Annotated in this window: 18 protein-coding genes; 13 read left to right on the top strand and 5 right to left on the bottom strand. The window is 56.3% G+C overall.

Translation table 11 applies throughout. From position 1 onward, the window contains the following. Positions 1-34: 34 nt before the first annotated feature. Complete coding sequence (locus WMW72_RS09595) at positions 35-1,324, top strand: ATP-binding protein (protein WP_341415224.1); 1,290 nt, start codon at positions 35-37, stop codon at positions 1,322-1,324. Beyond that, a complete protein-coding gene (locus WMW72_RS09590) occupies positions 1,302-2,252 on the top strand; it encodes a response regulator (RefSeq protein WP_341415223.1) in 951 nt (316 codons plus the stop codon). Before WMW72_RS09595 ends, WMW72_RS09590 begins: the two co-directional genes overlap by 23 nt. A gap of 193 nt (positions 2,253-2,445) precedes the next feature. Here the strand turns inward: WMW72_RS09590 and WMW72_RS09585 are convergent, their stop codons facing one another. Continuing rightward, positions 2,446-3,075, bottom strand: coding sequence for a LysE family transporter (locus WMW72_RS09585; protein ID WP_341415222.1), 630 nt, complete (start codon positions 3,073-3,075; stop codon positions 2,446-2,448). A gap of 33 nt (positions 3,076-3,108) precedes the next feature. Continuing rightward, entirely contained in the window at positions 3,109-4,203 is a 1,095-nt protein-coding gene (locus tag WMW72_RS09580; protein WP_341415221.1) for a nitric oxide synthase oxygenase, read from the bottom strand. A 197-nt stretch (positions 4,204-4,400) separates the two neighbouring features. Between WMW72_RS09580 and WMW72_RS09575 the strand changes: the two genes are divergently transcribed. From WMW72_RS09575 to WMW72_RS09550, 6 genes are all read left to right on the top strand, one after another. Further along, positions 4,401-5,762: a PDZ domain-containing protein gene (locus tag WMW72_RS09575; protein WP_341415220.1), complete on the top strand. Its 1,362-nt coding sequence runs from the start codon at positions 4,401-4,403 to the stop codon at positions 5,760-5,762. A gap of 132 nt (positions 5,763-5,894) precedes the next feature. Then, a complete protein-coding gene (locus WMW72_RS09570) occupies positions 5,895-7,421 on the top strand; it encodes a spore germination protein (RefSeq protein ID WP_341415219.1) in 1,527 nt (508 codons plus the stop codon). Between the two features lie 12 nt (positions 7,422-7,433). Beyond that, complete coding sequence (locus WMW72_RS09565; RefSeq protein WP_341415218.1) at positions 7,434-8,636, top strand: Ger(x)C family spore germination protein; 1,203 nt, start codon at positions 7,434-7,436, stop codon at positions 8,634-8,636. Positions 8,637-8,647: 11 nt separating this feature from the next. After that, on the top strand, positions 8,648-8,881 hold the full coding sequence (locus tag WMW72_RS09560; RefSeq protein WP_341415217.1) for a hypothetical protein: 234 nt from the start codon (positions 8,648-8,650) through the stop codon (positions 8,879-8,881). 14 nt (positions 8,882-8,895) lie between these two features. Next, on the top strand, positions 8,896-9,993 hold the full coding sequence (locus tag WMW72_RS09555) for a GerAB/ArcD/ProY family transporter (RefSeq protein ID WP_341415216.1): 1,098 nt from the start codon (positions 8,896-8,898) through the stop codon (positions 9,991-9,993). Between the two features lie 129 nt (positions 9,994-10,122). Next, a complete protein-coding gene (locus WMW72_RS09550) occupies positions 10,123-12,036 on the top strand; it encodes an ATP-binding protein (RefSeq protein ID WP_341415215.1) in 1,914 nt (637 codons plus the stop codon). Between the two features lie 185 nt (positions 12,037-12,221). On the opposite strand, the gene WMW72_RS09545 is transcribed toward WMW72_RS09550, so the two are convergent. Both WMW72_RS09545 and WMW72_RS09540 read right to left on the bottom strand, forming a co-directional pair. Then, positions 12,222-12,464, bottom strand: a complete 243-nt coding sequence (locus WMW72_RS09545; RefSeq protein ID WP_341415214.1) for an NHLP leader peptide family RiPP precursor — start codon at positions 12,462-12,464, stop codon at positions 12,222-12,224. Between the two features lie 71 nt (positions 12,465-12,535). Next, complete coding sequence (locus tag WMW72_RS09540) at positions 12,536-13,471, bottom strand: hypothetical protein (RefSeq protein WP_341415213.1); 936 nt, start codon at positions 13,469-13,471, stop codon at positions 12,536-12,538. A 198-nt stretch (positions 13,472-13,669) separates the two neighbouring features. On the opposite strand from WMW72_RS09540, the gene WMW72_RS09535 reads away from it, so the two are divergent. From WMW72_RS09535 to WMW72_RS09515, 5 genes are all read left to right on the top strand, one after another. Further along, the gene (locus tag WMW72_RS09535) at positions 13,670-14,635 is read left to right on the top strand and encodes a carbohydrate kinase family protein (protein ID WP_341415212.1); all 966 of its coding nucleotides are present in this window, start codon (positions 13,670-13,672) and stop codon (positions 14,633-14,635) included. A 163-nt stretch (positions 14,636-14,798) separates the two neighbouring features. Continuing rightward, positions 14,799-15,275, top strand: a complete 477-nt coding sequence (locus tag WMW72_RS09530) for a DUF4362 domain-containing protein (RefSeq protein ID WP_341415211.1) — start codon at positions 14,799-14,801, stop codon at positions 15,273-15,275. 98 nt (positions 15,276-15,373) lie between these two features. Next, a complete protein-coding gene (locus WMW72_RS09525; RefSeq protein WP_341415210.1) occupies positions 15,374-16,918 on the top strand; it encodes an FAD-dependent oxidoreductase in 1,545 nt (514 codons plus the stop codon). Between the two features lie 239 nt (positions 16,919-17,157). After that, entirely contained in the window at positions 17,158-17,289 is a 132-nt protein-coding gene (locus tag WMW72_RS09520) for a hypothetical protein (protein ID WP_341415209.1), read from the top strand. Positions 17,290-17,401: 112 nt separating this feature from the next. After that, positions 17,402-18,070 carry a hypothetical protein gene (locus tag WMW72_RS09515; protein WP_341415208.1) on the top strand — a complete coding sequence of 223 codons (669 nt, stop codon included), beginning with the start codon at positions 17,402-17,404 and terminating at the stop codon, positions 18,068-18,070. Positions 18,071-18,160: 90 nt separating this feature from the next. Here WMW72_RS09515 and WMW72_RS09510 read toward each other — a convergent pair whose 3' ends face one another. Continuing rightward, the gene (locus WMW72_RS09510) at positions 18,161-19,048 is read right to left on the bottom strand and encodes a LysR substrate-binding domain-containing protein (RefSeq protein WP_341415207.1); all 888 of its coding nucleotides are present in this window, start codon (positions 19,046-19,048) and stop codon (positions 18,161-18,163) included. Positions 19,049-19,064 lie beyond the last annotated feature (16 nt).

Here is a 19,064-nt window from a genome sequence, read left to right as displayed (position 1 = left end):
CTCCTACCTAAATGAACGAGAAGAGAGGGCCTACGTGCGGGAACGACTGCTGATTTTGGGCATTATTATGGTGGCATCCGCTTTTTTCGGGGAAATGAAGGTGAATCCGTTCGGAGGCTCCTTCCGCTTCTCGCTAGGGATTGCGGCGTTTTTCTTCGGCTTGCTGTGGTTCCGCTCGGTGCCTGTCATCTCGACGGGGCTGCTGACAGGCATGTTCATTCTGTGCTTCCGCACAGGTCTCGATACGCTGTTGTATGGGATAGATCTGCAGGACAGCCTGCATGTTCATCTGCCTTCGGCGGGCTTTTACATCAGCTTCACGCTGCTGCTCTACCTCAGCCATGCGCGCAGTCATCTGGAGTTTCCGTTCCGGGTTGGTCTGATCGGGACGACGATTGATTTTGTGTCCAATCTGGTCGAGCTGCTGGTGCGGCAAGCGATGGGAGACCCGATCGAGCCTACATGGCAGAGCCTGTCGCTACTGCTGCTGTTCGGGTCGTTGCGCAGCCTGTTCGTCGTCGGCCTGTTCAATAATTTCTCCATCCGGCAGGTCCGCGCAGTCGGGGAATTCCGTCAGCAGGAGCTGGAGCGGCTGCGGATGATCAACACGAATTTGTACGAGGAAGCGTTCTATCTGCGCAAATCGATGGCCCATCTGGAGGAAATTACGCGGGAGAGCTACCGCCTCTACCGGCGGCTGGGGGAGGGCGAGCATCCGGATGCCCCCGTCGCGCTGCGTGTCGCGGAGCATGTGCATGAGGTGAAGAAGGATTCCCAGCGCATCCTGGCCGGCCTCTCCAAGCTGATGAACCAGGAGCAGCTAGCCGCCCGGATCTCGATTGCCGAGCTATGCCAGTTGGTGATGAACACCAATCGCAAGTACGCGGAGATGATCGGCAAGCGGATTGGGTTTTACCAGGCGTGCGATGTGGATCTGACGACGTCACAGATTTACGAGCTGTTGTCCGTATTGAATAATCTCGTTGCCAATGCCGTCGAGGCCAGCGGTCGGCAGGGGCAGGTCGGACTGGTGGTCAGGCTGGTGGGCCCCGATCTCGTATTTCGGGTAACGGACGATGGCCCGGGGATTCCGCCGGAAGAGCAGGAATGGGTTTTCCAATCCGGGTATACGACCAAATACGATGAGGAAGGAAATGCCTCGACAGGCATTGGCCTGACGCATGCCCGGAGTATTGTGGACGATCTACGGGGCAGCATCGGAATTATTCCCGGCGAACGCGGAACCTGCTTCGAGGTCAAGGTGCCGACCAATCAACTATTGAAGGGGGAGAGGGCTTCCGATGCTGCGAATCTTCCTGATTGAAGACGATGCTGTGGTGCGGCGTATGCTGGAGCGGATAATCAACGAGAGCGGGCTCGGCGAGGTTGCCGGCCAGGCTGAGGACGGCGAGCTGGTGTCAAGCGACCAGCTGTACGGTATCGACGTCGTGCTGATCGATCTGCTGATGCCGGGCATGGACGGCATCCAGACGATCCGAAAGCTGCAGACGGGCGGCTTCGCCGGACGCTTCATCATGATCTCCCAGGTAGAGAACAAGGAGATGATCGGGGAGGCTTACCAGCAGGGGATCGATACGTTCATCCATAAGCCGATCAACCGGCTGGAGGTGCTTTCGGTGCTGAAGCGGGTGGCCAACCACATCTCGCTGGCCGTCTCCCTGCACTCGATCCGCAAGTCGCTGCAGATGCTTGACGGCGCGGCTGCCGAGCAGCCGAACGGCGCAGTTGCCGGGGGGAGGGGCAGCAGCGAGCCGGGCGGCGCCCACAGCTACAGCTCGTATGAGCAGCAGACGCTGGAGCAGAAGGTGCGGCAGCTGATGCTGCAGCTCGGCATAGCCGGGGAAGCGGGGGCACCCGACCTGCTGCTGATCATGCAGTGGCTCGGCCAGGAGGAGCGCGGAGGTGAACTGCTGTATGAGCTTCAATTAAAAGAAATTTATGTCCAGACGGTGCAGAAGCAACTAAATAACCCGGCGGACATCCAGCGTGAGATCCGCGCAATGGAGCAGCGCATTCGCCGGATGGTGCTGCAGGCGTTCACGCATCTGTCGTCGCTGGGGTTGTCGGATTACGGCAATCCGACCTTTGAACATTTCGCCCCCCGGCTGTTCGACTTCCAGGAGGTGCGGGTGCGTATGCAGGAGCTGGAGCAGGATGAGAAGACCACCAAGTGCCGGATTAACGTGCGCAAGTTTTTATCCGTATTCCATATGGAGGTACACGCCCAGTAGGCCGGGGGTCGCCGTACCGGACAGCCCGTATGCCCGGGGTATGGGTTGGAACGTATCCAGTACGGCGTTCCGCAGCCTGTCGAGCCAAGCCGCAGCGGCCCGGACCTGGAAAAGTAACCGTGGATAAAGCTGAAGCCGCTTCCCGACTCTTAAGCGAGTTGAAAAGCGGCTTTTGGCTTGTGCCACGACTGCTCTAACCGAAGATCGCGCGGGCTGCCATCCATCCGAAGTACAGCGCGTAGGCGACGAGCGAGAGACCGGACAGCATCGAGATCAGGAAGACGGCTCTGGCCGACAGGCGTTTGCGGAATACGCTGGCCAGCAGTGCCATCACGACATCCCACAGCAGGATGCCGATGACGATCGCTCCGCTGTACAGGAGCATCGATGCCGTATCCAGGGAGGAGACGGTTTTGGCGAGCACAGAGCCGAAGATGCCGAGCCAGAACAGAATGGTCAGCGGACTGGACACGGACATGAAGAAGCCGGTTAGTGCAGAGCGCCGTATGCTGATCTTGCCCCGGCCGGAAGTCTCGACGGGCTTGCTCGCCCGGAGCAGCGTCTCGATACCCATGTAGAACAGCACGAGACTGCCGAATAGCCACAGGCTGGTCTGGACGAGCGGCGTCTCGATGAAGGTTACGACGCCCATATACACCAGCGCCATGTAGAGCACGTCCGCGAACAGCCCGCCGAGGCCGATAGCCCAAGCGTGCCAGAACCCGTTCCGCAGCCCTTGGTCGAGCTGGGCGGCATTGATTGGTCCGATGGGCGCGGACATGGAGATGCCGAGAAAGACGTAGGAAAAGAACGTACCGAGCATGGAAGGAAACCTCCTGAATGAAAGATCCGCCGCTTAAGGAAGGGCGGAGGGCTGGCGGAAATAATTCGGCTTGCGCACGGCATTGTCGTAATCCTTGTGATACATATGGGTCGTTGCGGGAGAGACCGGCGGAATCAGCCAGCCCCAGTCCCCGGTCACGGTGCGGCCCCGCTGCTTCTCGTTATGCTCGAACCGCTTGAACTGGTCGGAGGCCGTATGGTGATCGACCATGCTGATACCGTCCTCGTGATAGGAATGCAGGACGGCCAAATTCAGCTCGACGAGCGCCTTATCCTTCCACAGCGTGGCATGCGTCGAGGTGTCGAGCCCCATCCTCAGGGCAAGCCTCGGCAGCACGTTGTACCGGTCCGGGTCCGCCAGATTGCGGGCCGCAATCTCGGTGCCCATGTACCAGGCGTTGAACGGTGCCGCCGTATAGCGGATGCCGCCGATCTCGAGCAGCATGTCGCAGATGAAGGGCATCGCATACCAGCGGAGACGCAGCTCTTCGAACCACGCCAGCTCCGGATGCCGGATCGGCACCTCGATCACCGATTCACGAGGAAGCTCGAACCACCGGGGCTCCCGGTCCCCGATGCGGATGACGAGAGGGAGGATATCATAGGGGGTCCCGGTCCCTCTCCAGCCTAGCCGGAGGCAGGCCTCGGTCAAGTCCGCCGAGGCGGGGTCGCCGACAATGCCCTGATCGGTCCGGTAGCCGGCATAGCGGACTAGCTGCTGGTTCCATAGCCGGATCGGACCGTCACTGCCGGCGTCTGCCGGGCGGAAGATAGTGATGCACGGTCTAATCTTGCCTTGGTTGTAGCCGATCCGCAGATGCTCGAAGAGCAGTCCGGCCATATCCTCCTCGGTTTGGGCTTCTCTGGCATCGAATACCTTGAGCGAGTTCCATGGCAGGCGTCCGATGCAGCGGTTGCTGTTTCTCCACGCCATGCGCGCACCATGCGCCAGCTCCTCGTAGGTATGTGTATAGGAGCCCGACTCTTCAATATCCCGGCAAACTTCCCACAATCTTTCCTTGGTTTCGCTTACGGTTTTATTCAACTCTCCGTAGCAAGCCTTGATGAACGAAGCGGCTTCGTCCACCAAGTAATCCTGGCTTGGCATGGACACGTGCCTCCTTACCTGGCATAGTTTACCTTATTCTTACCATTATATGGAACGTTTGTCCCGGTTATGTCCGTTTCCGAGAGAGCGGCTTTTGTGCAGGTGCCGATGCCTAGGAGCGTTGGCTTGATCCGTGTACGGAGCGGATTTACAATAGGATAAGAACAGGAAGAACGGAGAAGGAGGCGCGTTGACGCTTGAAAAGCTTATCGAGCCGATGGTATATCAGCGGATATGTGCTGGCTGCAGGATTAGCCGTGCTGGGGGAGATCGTGTGGGTCGGCGATCCGATCCGGCAGGGAGACATGTATTGGATTGATCAGCTGCAGCGCCTGGTCTGGCTCACGGCACTCGTACCCCTGCTCTGGTGCGCAGGTGCGGTCAGTCGATTGCGCGGCAGCAGGGGGTATGCCCGGGTCCTGCCGGGGCTTGTCCTGCTTAGCAGCGCAGGTGCCGCATTCGTGCTGCTGGCAGACGCCAGCCGGTTGTTCGCTGTGATTCTGCTGGCCGGCCTAGCCTGCTTGCTGACGCTGACCGATCTGCTGCTCGCGGAGAAGAGGGCGGGGGCCGGGTGGCTCCGGCGCAGTCTGACGGTCATCGGCCTGATCGCTGCGGCATCAGCGGGTTTATTCTGGCCGACCCCGTATCAGGTTATCTCGCCTGGCTTTACGCTGAATATGAACCGCTATGCCCAAGTAGAAGGGGGCGAACCACGGGGGTCGATTGAGGGCGTTCTGGTGATCGAGCGTCCCGCCTTCCCGGTCGACTGGCTGTATGCAGCTCTGCTGCCGCATGTCCTTATCGAGAAGCGGGATACGCGCATCACCATTGGGGAGGCCCAGCAGCAGGCCAACCTGCAGCGGACCGATGCCAATAAGATCGGCAGCGCCGTCGCCTTCCGCAAGCTCGGCATCGGAAAGGGCGTCGTGCCCACCGGCGTACAGGTCGTCGGCGTACCGGCTAACAGCCCGGCAGCCGGCCTGCTGAAGCCTGGCGATCAGCTGGCCGCGGTTCAGGGGCAGCCAGTCACCTCATCCGCCGGGTTGGCGGCGCAGATGCAGACGATTCAGCCGGGAACGGAGGCGGTTGTGCAGCTGCTGCGCGGAGTGGAGCGGCTGGAGGTTAAGCTGAAGACCAAGGAGAGCGAGGACGCGCCCAAGCGTGCGGTATTCGGCATTCAGGTCGAGGAGCTTGTTCAGGCTGATCTGCCCAAGCAAGTAGATTACCGCTCATACCTGGTCTACCAGGGAGGCCCTTCCCATGGTGCAGTGCTAGCTCTTACTCTGATCAATCAGCTGACACCTGGAGGCGTCACCAACGGGAACCGTGTCGCCGGCACGGGCACGATCGGAGCCGACGGCGCCGTGGGCAAGATCGGCGGTATCGAGCAGAAGGCCTATGCCGTGGAGCAAGCGGGAGCCGACGTGTTCTTCGTTCCGGCCGGGCAGGAGGCGGATGCACGCAAGGGGGCTCCGGCCTTGAACATCGTGCCGGTGCGCACGCTGGACGAGATGCTGGACTGGCTTCATCATCACCCGGCCCATGCAGGGTCCACCTAACGAATAGAAGTCTGACGGAGCAGTCCGTCAGGCTTTTTTTGTGCAGAGGAAGACAGGAAGCCGGGCCGAGGCGTTTATCAATATGAATAATTTAGAAAAATATGCAGAAAATATCTGATAAATCATGCTCCTATGATCTGGAAGCAGGTGAATGTCGTGAAGGACAACCCATCAAGCGGCGAAGAGCAGCAGCTGTTTCTTCAGCTTGAAACGAATCTCAAGCAGATCCGGGCGGAGGTCGGGAACAGCGGAGACATCGTCATCCGCGAGCTGCAGCTTGGAGCCGGTCCAGACCGCTTCATTGCAGCCGCGATTATTTATGTGGAAGGAATTTCCCATATCGATCCTATGCTGCATACCCTGCTTACCGGCTCCGGTGGCGAGCAGCCGCACAGAACGGCTGGACAGCTGCTCGAACATTGCAAGAATCAGGTCATTCCCATAGGGTTCGTAGAAGAGATAGCTACCTTTGAGGAACTGTATGAGTTCTTTCTGTCCGGCGACAGTGTGGTTCTGCTGGACGGATGCGACCGTGGCCTCGCTGTAGGGACCCAGGATATCGTCGCTCGTACGGTCGAGGAGCCGAACGTCCAGTCTGTCGTCCGGGGCCCCCGGGAAGGGTTTACCGAGGTGCTTCGCTGGAATACGGCGATGCTGCGCAGGAAAATCAAGGACCGAAGTCTGTGGATCGAGACGATGACCGTCGGCCGCCTGACCCATACGGATGTGGCGGTTGCCTACATCCGGGATATCGTCAACGAGGAGGCGCTGGCAGAGGTCAAGCAGCGCTTGTCTAAGATTGATATCGATGCCGTGCTGGAGAGCAATTATATTGAGGAAGAAATCGAAGACAAGCAGCTTACGCCGTTTCCCACCATCTTCAACTCCGAGCGGCCGGATGTAATTGCGGCAGGCCTGCTGGAGGGCCGGATCGCGATCATGGTCGACGGGACGCCGTTCGCGCTGCTCGTTCCGGCGGTATTTACCCAATTTTTTCAATCGAGCGAGGATTATTATCAACGGGCCGATTTCTCCAGTTTGATTCGGATGCTTCGTTTTTTGGCTTTCGGCCTGGCACTATTCACACCATCCTTTTACATCGCCATCTCTACGTTCCACCAGGAGATGCTGCCCACTACGCTCTTGTACAACTTGGCAAGCCAGCGGGAGGGCGTGCCCTTCCCAGCCTTTGTCGAGGCCATCATCATGGAGGTCACCTTCGAAATTTTGAGGGAAGCCAGCGTGCGAATGCCCCGGACGGTCGGGCAGTCCATCTCAATTGTAGGTACCCTCGTCATCGGCCAGGCGGCGGTCGAAGCGGGGCTTGTCAGCGCAGCGATGGTCATTGTCGTGTCCATTACCGCGATTTCGAACTTTGTTCTGCCGTCCTTCAATCTGGGGATTACAGTTAGGATCATCCGTTTCTTTCTGATGATGCTGGCGGCTTCCTTCGGCCTGTTCGGAATCTTTATGGGAGTTATCGCGATCGTCATCCATATGTGCAGCTTATCTTCTATGGGTGTTCCTTACACGGCGCCGCTCGCTCCTTTCCATCTCTCGGACCAGAAGGATACCGTCCTGCGGCTGCGTTTCCCTAACCTAATTACAAGGCCTCGGATCTTTCGCCAGAAAAATCTCGTTCGCCAGAAACGCCGGTAAGGAGGAGTTCCTATGAAGCGAGCGATCGTCTGCGGGCTCTTACTGCTGATCATAACCGGCTTGCTGAGCGGCTGCTGGAGCCGTCGGGAACTGAATAATATCAGTATTGTGGTGGGCCTGGGGCTGGACAAAGCGGGAGATCAGTTCAAGCTGACTGTCCAAATCGTCAATCCAGGTCAAGTGGCGGTCAAGAAAAGCAGCATGAGCAACGCCAGTCCGGTCGTCACCTATGAAGAGACCGGTAAAACGGTTCCCGAAGCGTTGGCGCGCATGACGGTCAAGGCCCCGAGGCGGCTATACTTTGCCCATCTGCGCATGGTGATCATTGGAGAGGATGTGGCCAGGGAGGGCGTCGGCAGTCCGCTGGATTTCCTCTCGCGGAACATGGAGCTCCGCACGGACTTTTTTCTCGTCGTCGCCCGGCGGGTTAGCGCCTCGGAGGTGCTGAAGATGAACAGCGCGATGGATCCGATTCCGTCCAACAATATGTTTACCAAGCTGGAAACGTCGAGTAAATTATGGGCTGCAACAGGCAGCATTACCTTGAACCGGCTCATACAGGAGCTGGGTACCAAAGGAAAATCGCCGACCCTGACAGGCATCGAGATCCTCGGAAAGAGAAGTCAGGGAGATAAGCTCTCTAATGGACAATCCGTCGACCCGCTGGTGCTGCTGACTTATGTCGGTATGGCTGTATTCAAGGAAGACCGCATGGTCGGCTGGCTTGAGGAAAATGATATCAAAGCCCTGAATTATGTCCAAAACACGGTAACCCAAACGACAGGAACGATCTCTTGCCCCGGCGGGAGCGGGGAGATCACCATGCAGGCAATTCGTGCAGATTCGAGCATCGACGTCAGCATGGAGAAGGGGGTTCCCCTATTCGATATCTCGATCAAAATCGAGCAGGATATCGCGGATGTAGAGTGCGATATGGATTTGTCCAAGTCCTCCGCTGTCTCAGAGCTGAAAAAAATCAGCGATGCCAAGCTTAACGAGCTGGTGGAAGCATCCATCCGCAAAGTGCAGAAGCAGTTCAAAACGGATATCTACGGGTTCGGAGATGTTTTCCACCGCAAGTTTCCCAAGGCCTGGCATGGGATTAAGACATGGGATGACGAATTTATGAATGCCAAGTTCCAAGTGCGTAGCGATACGAACATCCGGCGTATGGGAACGACTATGCAATCGATCAAGCATGAGACCAGGGAATAGGGGGGATCTGGATGTGGCTGCTCTTTGGCGTTGCCGGGATGCTGGCGTGGGTGTTGGCGATAGAGGTTCCAGGACTATACCGGAAACGGAGATATGTCGAGCTCGGCTTCCTATCCCTGATTACTCTGTCGGTAACGGTCCTATGCGTGGCCGAGAGTCTGGAGGTGAAGCTGCCCAATCCGCTGCAATGGATTGAGCAGGCGATGGGTCCTTATCCCTCCGCTTTGTATGGCCTATTTCACTGAGAGGAATGCGATGTATGGAGAAACCGGTTGTCCTGAACGTCCGTGCGTTTGCCGTACTGGTCACCTTCTTTATGATCGGCACGTCCATCCTCATCACACCTTCGGCTCTTTCCTTTGACGCCAAGCAGGATGCGTGGCTCGCCTGCATCATCGGAGTGGGGATGAATGTGGCCGCCGTTTTCCTGTATGTCAGGCTTGGAGAGAGGTTTCCCCAGCAGACGCTTGTCCAGTACTGCGAAACGATACTGGGCAAGTGGATCGGCAAAGCCGTAGCTCTCGGCTTTGTATTGTTTTTCTTTTTACTGGCTTCCCTGATGGTTGGAGACCTGGGGTACTTTTTGACCTCTCAAATCATGCAGGAAACGCCCATGGAAGTGCTGCAGATGATGTTTGTTCTGGTTGTCGTTATGACGGTCAGATTGGGCCTGGCCGTGTATACGCGGGCAGCCGTTTTGTTTTTTCCCTGGACGCTGCTGCTTTTCACGATTCTGATCCTCCCGCTGATCCCCAAATTTCAATGGAATCTGCTGCTGCCATTTCTCGAATATGGCTGGTCTCCGGTTATGCGAGGCTCGTTCAGCTTCTGGGGCTTGCAGGAAATGATCGTCATGCTGATGTTTTATCCGTATGTGGCCCGGAAGCCGGGCCGCAAAAGCGCTTTTGTTACCGGTGTGGTGCTGGGAGGGGCGATTCTAGTCCTTACTACCTTGGGCAGCATTACCGTGCTGGGTACGACTCTAACGACTAATCAGTTATTTCCGGCCTATACGCTTGCGAAAAATATTAGTCTTGGGCACTTTTTTGAACGGGTGGAAGGGATTATGATTTCGATTTGGGTCATTTCCATCTTTTTTAAAATTGTTCTGACCTTTCACGCTTCGGTTCACGGACTCGTCCAGCTGCTGCGGTTCAAGGAGGAGAAGGTGCTTGTCCTGCCGCTCGGTCTGGGGATGATCGTCATGTCTCTGATGTGCTACCCGAATACGATCTTTATCAAGGATTACCTGGGGCGGAACTGGGCGCCGTTATCGCTCATCTTCGGGGTTGTGCTGCCCCTTCTTCTGCTTGTTGTCTCCAGTGTGACCCGGGGGCTTAGGAGGGGCAAGGGCTAGAATCCAGGGAAAGTGGAGGGATAAGTTATTTATGAATATGGGTAAATTTATAAATATCAACTAAATATTTGAAGGATATCGCTAGAATACTGTCGAATTGTTTGAACATCTCAACTGTAGGGGTGTTCTATGGGCAAACGGGGAGGAATTATTCTTATCTTCACGATCCTGGGGATTATGGCTGTCGGATTTATCCTCAATCAAATAAAGCTGCATGCCCATCCGGCCCATGCGATCAGCGTGTCCCAGTGGCAGTGGCATGAAGGAGGCAGAGCTTCTCTGGCATTGACGCTTCATGACGTCCGGTACTCCAGCTACTGGTCGGCGGGATCGGTTCAAAACCGGATTTCCCGCGACCCGGAGTCTTCGCCGTCCATCTGGGTGAAGGTACAGATTCCTACCTTTGAAGCGGTCCATCCGGTGCTGCTGGTGAATCATGTCTATGCACAAGATGTCGTCATGTATTTGTCGGATCAGCTGATCTACAGGTCGATGCGCGATCATTCCTTCGATACGAACAATCTGCTGCTCCCGATTACCCGAGAGGATATGGGGAAAGTTTTATACATATGGCTGGAATCGCCTAAGGCTCAGATCGGACTCAGCAAGCCGGTCTTGTTCGGCGAGTATAGTGAGCTGAGGGGATTGCTCGATGAAAATATAGAGAGCGTGATCATAGGCAGCTCCTTCGTGTTCGTTGCGATCACGATGCTCTGCTGCTCCATCTTCCTGCGACGCACGCAATCCGCTTCGACCTGGCTGCTGCTGACAGCCATCGTCGGCCTGGCCGGCATCCTGTTTATTACGTATTCTTCCTATACCCAATCGAAGTATGAGCAATACGGCTACTTACTGTCCTGCTTGTTCGACCTGTCCTTATTCACTATCCTGCCGGCGGTGACGTATTTCTTCGAGAAAGTAATTGGAAGCGGTTATCGGGGTTCCATACGGGCATGGCGCAATATACAGATGATCTATTCGGTGCTAGGGATTGTCGTTCTTCTCGTGGAGCGGTCGGATCCTTCCGCTTATTTCCAGCTGTATTACTTGATTTCTGTGACGTTGATGGGAGTGATGATCGTCGTCCAGTTTCTCTTACTGTCGGTGTCCACCCTTTTTTATGCCCGAAAAGGGAATCGCGACGCTCGTATCTTCGCTTTCGGCTCCCTGCTGCTGGCCTCGTCGGTCATTGGCGATATGGCGAATTTCTATATGACGAAGGGCAACTATGAACTGATGCTGTGGAAATGGGGAATCAGCTTCTTCGTGATTTCGCTGATTGTTATCATGGGCCGCCGGCTGGGCGATTATTATCAGCAGATCGTGAATTACTCCAAGGAAGTGGAGCTGTATAACAATCAACTGCAGCGCTCGGACAAGCTGGAGGTCATCGGCGAGCTGGCCGCCTCCATCGCGCATGAGGTCCGCAACCCGCTGCAGGTGACGAGGGGCTTTCTGCAGCTTCTGTCGCTGAAGGTAATAGAGCAGGAGAAGGAATTCATGCATCTGGCAATCTCCGAGCTGGACCGGGCCTCCGACATCATCACTGACTTCCTGACCTTTGCGAAGCCGCAGCTGGATAACTTCACAAGTCTGCATGTACAGAGCGAGCTGAAGCAGATCGAGGGGATCATCATTCCACTTGCCAGACTAAGCGGGGGAGAGGTCGAACTGCATATTCCAGGTGATCTTCATATCCAGGGCAACTCCTCCAAGTTCAAGCAAGCGATGATCAATCTGATCAAAAACGGCATCGAGGCGATGAAGCAGCCCGGCAAAATCGACATCTGGGCCTATGATAGGAACGGGGATGTGCGCATCCACATCCGGGATTCGGGTGAGGGGATGGATGCTTCCGAGCTGGCCCGGCTGGGTGAGCCGTATTTTTCCACCAAGACGAAGGGGACCGGGCTTGGTCTGATGGTGACATTCCGGATTATCGAGGTGATGCAGGGTACGATTGAGTTTTTGAGTGACAAAGGCAGCGGGACCGAAGTGATCCTTACGTTTCCCGCCTTAGAGGAAGAAAAAGGAGTGAATTGATGCTGCAAGAAGCAGAGGCAGGTCTGGCATGAATACGACGGGAATGCTGACGGCTTGCCTCCGAGGCACTGTTGCGGCTCACAGATAACCTGTCCGATAGGTGTGAGAGCATAGAGAAAGGAGGGGTGAAGTCAAAAAAGAAGGGCACCTTCGCACCCTTCTTTTTATCATCATTTTATTATCGCTTACCAACCTGCTCTAGGTTCATTATTACCGCCTACCAGCACGGTAGAAGGCTCTTTGGGGAGAACCAAATAAAACTGGGTGTCCGTTTCCGCCAAAACCTGAACGTTGAAGTCGGCCGGGATCTCGATGCCGAACGTTTCCTTCACTGCAGCTCTTGGGTTGGCCAACAGGCGGGCTTTAAAACCTTCGTCTTCCCACGTCAAGCGAATGATCTTGTTCTTCAACTCTTCTGGCGTCATCATTACGAGTCACCCCTGCTTCGGAATTTGGGTAATTATCCCAAATAAAATATAGCATACTATTTTACAAATATCTATCTATTTTGTAAATTTTTTGATAGATAATAGAATAATCCACCGGCAGTCAGGCTGTCTTGGGCTTCTCGGATACGTGTGGCATCCCGGTCCATACTATCGATCAGGAAGTCGTGGAAGGCCTGCAGGTCGGGCAGGCTCAGCGTCTCCGCAGCCTGCATCCGGTACTCCTGGGCCAGCCGGACATACCGATCCGCCAGATCACCGTCGTAGATCAGTTTGCGGATATTGTCGGCGGACAGAGAATGAATTGCCGCAAGGGATGGGGATGCCAATGCAAGGAGCGCATTGTAATTGCCCTCCAGCAAGTCCGCCTCCCAATCCGTCCAGTCGTCTGCGAGCTGCAGGGTGACCAGTACGCGATCGATGCTGGCATTCAGCTCGCCTTGCAGCTCCGGCCGGTTAGCCAGGAGCAGAGCGGCGGTTGCGGTCAGCTTGACAGGGGCAGCCTTATGCGCAAGCGCTAGGGGCTTGTCCTGCATGGCAAGGCTGTCCTTCTCCCGCACGAGTGCTTCCGCCCACTGGGCATCGAAGGTCCGGTATGCATGCCAGAGCGGGGAGTCAGCCGCCGGGAACAGCTCGCGGAAGATGCTCAGGAATTCGTAATGAAACAGATGTCCCAGCGGCAGCTTCTCCCGGCAGTCGGGAGTGGGGGAATCCATCAAATCGTCGATGATGAAATAATACAGCATCCCGAAAACGCTGCCCAGCGCCAGACGCCGGTTGATTCCGGTGTCCAGACCCGTCAGATTCTGCAGCCAGTAAGGGAGCAGGTAGCAAATATAATTTTTGCTGCTGGTTTCCTTGAGCACGGTGAATTGGTCCAGATAATGCTGCCCGCTTTGATGGTAGGGAGGGGGAAAACGGGCCACAATCTGCTCTGCCTGGGCAAACACGACGTTCATCTCTTCCCGGAATTTCTCGAACCATTCCATGGCTTCACGTCCTTGATGGGATTTATTTCTATTATATTCATGTTATGCTTTTTTTCATATACATTCCAATGCGTGCAAGAAGGAGCTTTTAGGTCGGGGGCTTGCGGATTGACGCAGAGTTCATGCAGACGATATACTTCTCCTTGAATAGGGATGGACCGGTTGGTAGCCCGGTGATACACAGAGGAGGTACGCATAATGGGTAGCGTTTACACGATAGGCGAGGCATTGATTGATTTCATCCCTGCGGACAAGGGGGTTCCGCTGAAGGCGGTGACGGGGTTTGAGAAGGCGGCCGGCGGTGCGCCGTTTAATGTGGCTTGTGCGGTAGCGAAGCTGGGCGGGCGCAGCGGCTTTATCGGCAAGCTGGGTACCGATGCCTTCGGCGATTTTCTGGTCGAGACGCTGGATGGCTTGGGGGTAGACGTAAGCCATGTGCTCCGTACTGGGGAGGCGGGAACGGGTCTGGCCTTCGTCAGCCTCAGCAGCGATGGCAACCGCGATTTCTCGTTCTACCGCAATCCGAGCGCGGATATGCTGCTGACGGAGCAGGAGGTGTCTGGGATTGCTTTTGAGGCGGGGGATATTTTGCATTTTTGCTCCGTTGATCTGATCGAAGCACCGGTCAAATACGCACATCGCGCCGCGATTCAATCTGTCAAGGATGCAGGCGGGCTGATCAGCTTCGATCCGAATGTGAGGCTGCCGCTGTGGACGAGCCCGGAGGCGTGCAGGCAGACGATTCTCGAATTTCTTCCTGGAGCCCATATCGTGAAGATCAGCGACGAGGAGTTGAGCTTTATTACCGGCCTTAAGGACGAGGAGGCTGCGATCGCTTCGTTATTCACAGGCGATGTGCGCCATGTGGTGTATACGAAGGGAGCGGCCGGAGCGGTGTGGTACAACGCAGACGGCAGCATTGCTGTTCCCGGCCATGCCGTTCGCGTGGCGGACACGACGGGTGCCGGAGACGCCTTCATCGGCGCACTGCTGTACCAGCTGCATGTCCGCGGGCTGAAGGCGGACGGCATCGGGACGGAAGACATCCGGCAGATGCTGGATTTCGCGAATGCCGCCGCCGCCCTCACCACGACCCGCAAGGGAGCTGTTGTGGCACTGCCGGGTCAAGACGAGGTTATCAGCCTGCTGGCCGGTCAGCGCTGAGTGCGTAAGAACCGGATGTATCCGCTTATCTTCAAGTGAAACAAGCCGTCTTCCGGGATGCAGGAGCGTTCAACCGTTCTTCATCCTGTCTGAAGACGGCTTGTTTGTGCTTGAAGACGGGACCGTACAGGAGATGACGTCCTGGGAAAGGAGTGCTTCATTCATGAACGCATGGCAAACGAAAAGAGCCGCATGGCTGTTACTAGCGGTGATAGCTGTCCTTGCAGGAGCGTTGACGCTGTGCCTGCTCCGTCTGTCCGCTCCGCCGGACAATGATATTCTGACGAGATTTAATGCGGCCGAGATCAACCGACTTAACCAAGTAGCGGACCGGTTCCAGCGGGGGCACGGAGACAACGTGATGCTGATTCAGACTACGATAGACAGCGGGCCGATTATTCATGACATCCAGTCTACCGGCGGCAAGATCACCTGGACGGTCGATACTACGAGAGACGCGTGGAGCGGAACGGCTGGCAAGACGACCTACACATGCCGCTCGTTCAGCCGGACCGAGACAAAGGAGCATTATACGTATGAGCTGAGTCGGTGTGAAGGTTACGGCGCGGAAGAGGTCATCCCGGTATTTGGCGTAGCGAAAGTCGGATTGTCGTCCATCCTGAGAGAAATGTTGAATTAATTCCTCCACAGCCTCCTTCTATACGGATTAGCTCCGGCCCAATATGGCAAGCCTGTATAGAGAGAATGTCTATTCATGCTTGCGAGGAGCGAAATACGGTGAAACTGAATCCTTTTTCAACGGAAAGTGTGTTACCCGAATATTCCAAGTCCTATTGGCTGGACTCGGCCCCTCCCCGTTCCTTCCCCCCGCTGAAGGAGGACCTGGAGGTCGATTATGCGATTGTGGGGGCAGGCATCACGGGGGTCACACTCGCCTACCTGCTTACGGCTGAGGGTCATCGCGTCGCACTATTGGACGCTCATGAGATTCTAAGCGGTACGACGGGACACACCACGGCCAAGGTGACGGTCCAGCATGATCTGATCTATCGCGAGCTGATCGACAACTTCGGTGTGGATCAGGCCGCGTTATATTACAAAGCCAATCGCGAAGCGCTGGAGTTTATGCGGCGCACGGCTGCCGAGCTTCCAGGCCGGTGCGACTGGCAGGAGGAAGACGCTTATCTCTACGCCCAGACGGTCAAAGGCGCAGGACAGCTCCAACAGGAGTACGAGGCATACCGCCAGCTCGGAATTCCCGTGGAGGAGCTTGACGATGTCCCGCTTCCCTTCCAGGCGCATAAGGCTCTCCGGCTAGCCGGTCAAGCGCAGTTTCATCCTATGGCTTATATGAATGGCCTAGTTGAACGCATCGTGGCTGCGGGCGGCTTCATCTTCGGGCATACCCAGATCGCGGAGCAGGTGGAGGAGGGCGAGCGGCCTGTTTTATCCACGATGGAGGGGAAGCGGATAACCTGTCGCCATGTCATTTCGAGCTCTCACTATCCGTTTTATGACGGTTTGGGGCTGTACTTCACACGGATTCATTCCGAGCGTTCGTATATCCTGGCGGTAAAGCCGTCCTCGGAGTATCCAGGCGGGATGTACCTCAGTGCGGACGAGCCCAAGCGCTCGCTGAGGGCTGTTACGATAGGCGGCGAGCCGTATGTGCTCATCGGCGGAGATACGCACAAAACGGGCCAGGGAGAGCAGATGGACGAGCATTACAGGCATCTCGAGCAATTCGCCAGGCAGACGCTGGGCGTGGAGTCCATCGCTTACCGCTGGTCCGCACAGGATTGGGTGACGCTGGACAAGCTTCCTTATGTCGGCCCGCTTACGTCGAGTCACAGCAATATTTGGGTAGCGACCGGGTTCCGAAAATGGGGCATGACCAACGGAACCGCAGCCGCGCTGCTGCTCCGGGATCAGCTGCTGGGCCGACCGAATCCTTATGGCGAGCTGGTCACGCCATCGCGCTTCAAGGCCGTCCCCGGGCTTCAAACCTTGATTACGGAAAATGCCGATGTAGCCAAGCATCTGATCAAGGGCAAACTGGAAGCTGGCAGCAGAGAGGCAGACCAGTTGGGCCTGGATGAAGGTGGCGTGGTGCAGGTGGATGGAAAACGCGCGGGCGCATACAAAGACCCTCAAGGGAATCTGTACGTGGTCGATACGACATGCACGCACCTGGGCTGCGAGGTCAATTGGAATAAGGGCGAGCGGTCTTGGGATTGCCCGTGCCACGGCTCGCGCTTCGATTACAAGGGCGAGGTGCTGGAGGGCCCGGCGTCCAAGCCGCTGAAAAGAATCGAAGTCTGAGTTGAAAGTTGAGGCACGGACGCCATCCAGTGACAGACATAAGCGGCGGCAGCAACAGAAGCAGCGAGCAGGGACAGCCCCGCCGCTGCTTTTTTTTGTGAGGATGGCCCATAAATGTTCCAGGTAAGGATTCAACCTCCACTCTACATGGTTTAAAAATAGATAAGTGCCTCTAGGTAAGGATTGCAGAAGACCGGTACAACCCGCTGACTTTACAGATCTTGCAGGATTTCCCGAGAATGAACGCGAATTGTTTTTATTACCAGCGTGGAACGTATCCGGTCGATCCTTCCGTGCTGGAGGAATGTGGCCAGCCGTCGCCGGGGGGCCACGGTGATTACGGCATCAGGTCAATTGGCGGCGTATGGTAATTTGTACGATGTAGTGTCCCTTATGAAATCAGGGAGATGAACGATGATAGGAACAACCGCATCGCCAAAGTTCATATGCAAATTAGACTGTAACCGACTAGGAGGAGAGACGATGGTCAAATATCCGGTGGTTCTGATGATCTGCACACTGCTGCTCGCTGGCTGCGGCAAGATAGAGCCGGGCGCACACTTGGCTGCGGGGGCTGCGGCAAGCGATAAGGTACCAGCCGAGGAGCCCGCGATTTCCGTTCAGGGGCCGATGTCGGTATCCCGTACCGAGCTGCCGAACGGGCACAAGCTCAGCGTTACACTTGTGAAAGGCCGTTATTTCGAGGATTGGACCAGTCCCGGACCATTCATGGGTAAGAACTGGGAGGGTGAGTTCCGTCTTCAATGGCTCAATGAATCCGGCAAGGAAGTGCATTCGCTTAGTCTAAATGCGCCGTTTCATACGGAGTCGATGACGTTCAACGAAGTATTCTCCATCCATACGGATGATTACAATGACGATGGAAATTTGGATTTCGTGATTGGACAATACGGCTCGAGCAATGGTAACGTCTATCGAATGTTTACCTTGAATCAGACTGAGAAGTGTATCCAGGAGCTGGGCCTTCAGTCTTCCCATGAACTGTTTATCAGCAGCAGCGAGGGCCGGTACTCGGTGCCGCTCGAGAAGACGGGGAAGGGTGCTTTCAAGATTAGCTATTACGATAATGCCAAAGGCTCTACGATTGACGAAACGTACCGGTGGGACCGGGACCGGTTTGTCAAGCAATAGGAGTAACGCCCCTGAGAGGGAGCGATATCAAGCGTGGTTGCCTCCCGATTCCGATAGCATGGCCGAGTCAGAGGATGGTTCCCAGATCTGCTACGTGAATCGGCTGGACTCGAACTGCGCGACCAGATGCTTGATAAAAGCCGTTGTGGACGCACCCGGATACAGATCCCTGCGATAGACGACGCCGATCTGCTTGCCCGGTATCGGATCGGTAATCGGCAGCGCCCGGACCCGGTCGTCCTGCAGCCTGAGCAGGTAGGAGGCGGGCATTACGGCGCCGCCGATTCCCCGTCTGGCGAGCTCAAGCAGCGAGTCCAGCGTAGACACCTCAGCCTGCGGCCGCAGGGAGAAGCCGGCTTCCATACAGGAAGCATCGATCATCTGCCGGACCAGAAATTTCGGCTGCATCAGAACGACCGGATATCTCTGCAGCTCGGTCAGCTTCACGGAGTCCGCGTGGAACAGCGGATGCCCGGAGGAGACGACGAGCTGCAGCGTCTCGTGCAGCAGCGGGATGCTGTCTAGCAGCTCGTCCTTCAGCGGGAGGAAGACGACACCGATATCGAGCCGGTTGGACAGCAGGCCTTCGCGCGTTTCCTCTGTCGCAAGCTCCGTGACCGACAGCTCGATGCCGGGATACGCTTCGTGGAAGCTGATCAGCGAGGAGGTCAGCAGGTGGTTGCCCGAGCAGCCGATGCGCAACCGCCCTCGCTGCAGACCGCGCAGCCCGTCGATGGCGAGCTGGGCCTGCTCCAGCTCATGGAAGGCTTTCACCGTATGCCGGTACAAAATTTCGCCCGCTTCGGAGATATGAATTTTCTTCCCCATTCGCAGAAATAAAGGCGCCCCGACCCGCTGCTCCAGCAGCGCGATCTGGTGGCTGAGGGTCGGCTGGCTGATGCCCAGCTTCTCCGCCGCTTTCGTAAAGTGAAGCTCCTGGCAGACGGCCAGGAAGTATTCCAGCAGCCTGTGTTCCATAGGCTTCGCCATCCTC

The organism is Paenibacillus filicis (assembly GCF_038070315.1).
Taxonomy (GTDB): Bacteria; Bacillota; Bacilli; order Paenibacillales; family NBRC-103111; genus Paenibacillus_G; species Paenibacillus_G filicis.
The sequence above is the reverse complement of the archived record's forward strand: the minus strand, read 5'-3'. Positions and strand labels throughout refer to the sequence as shown.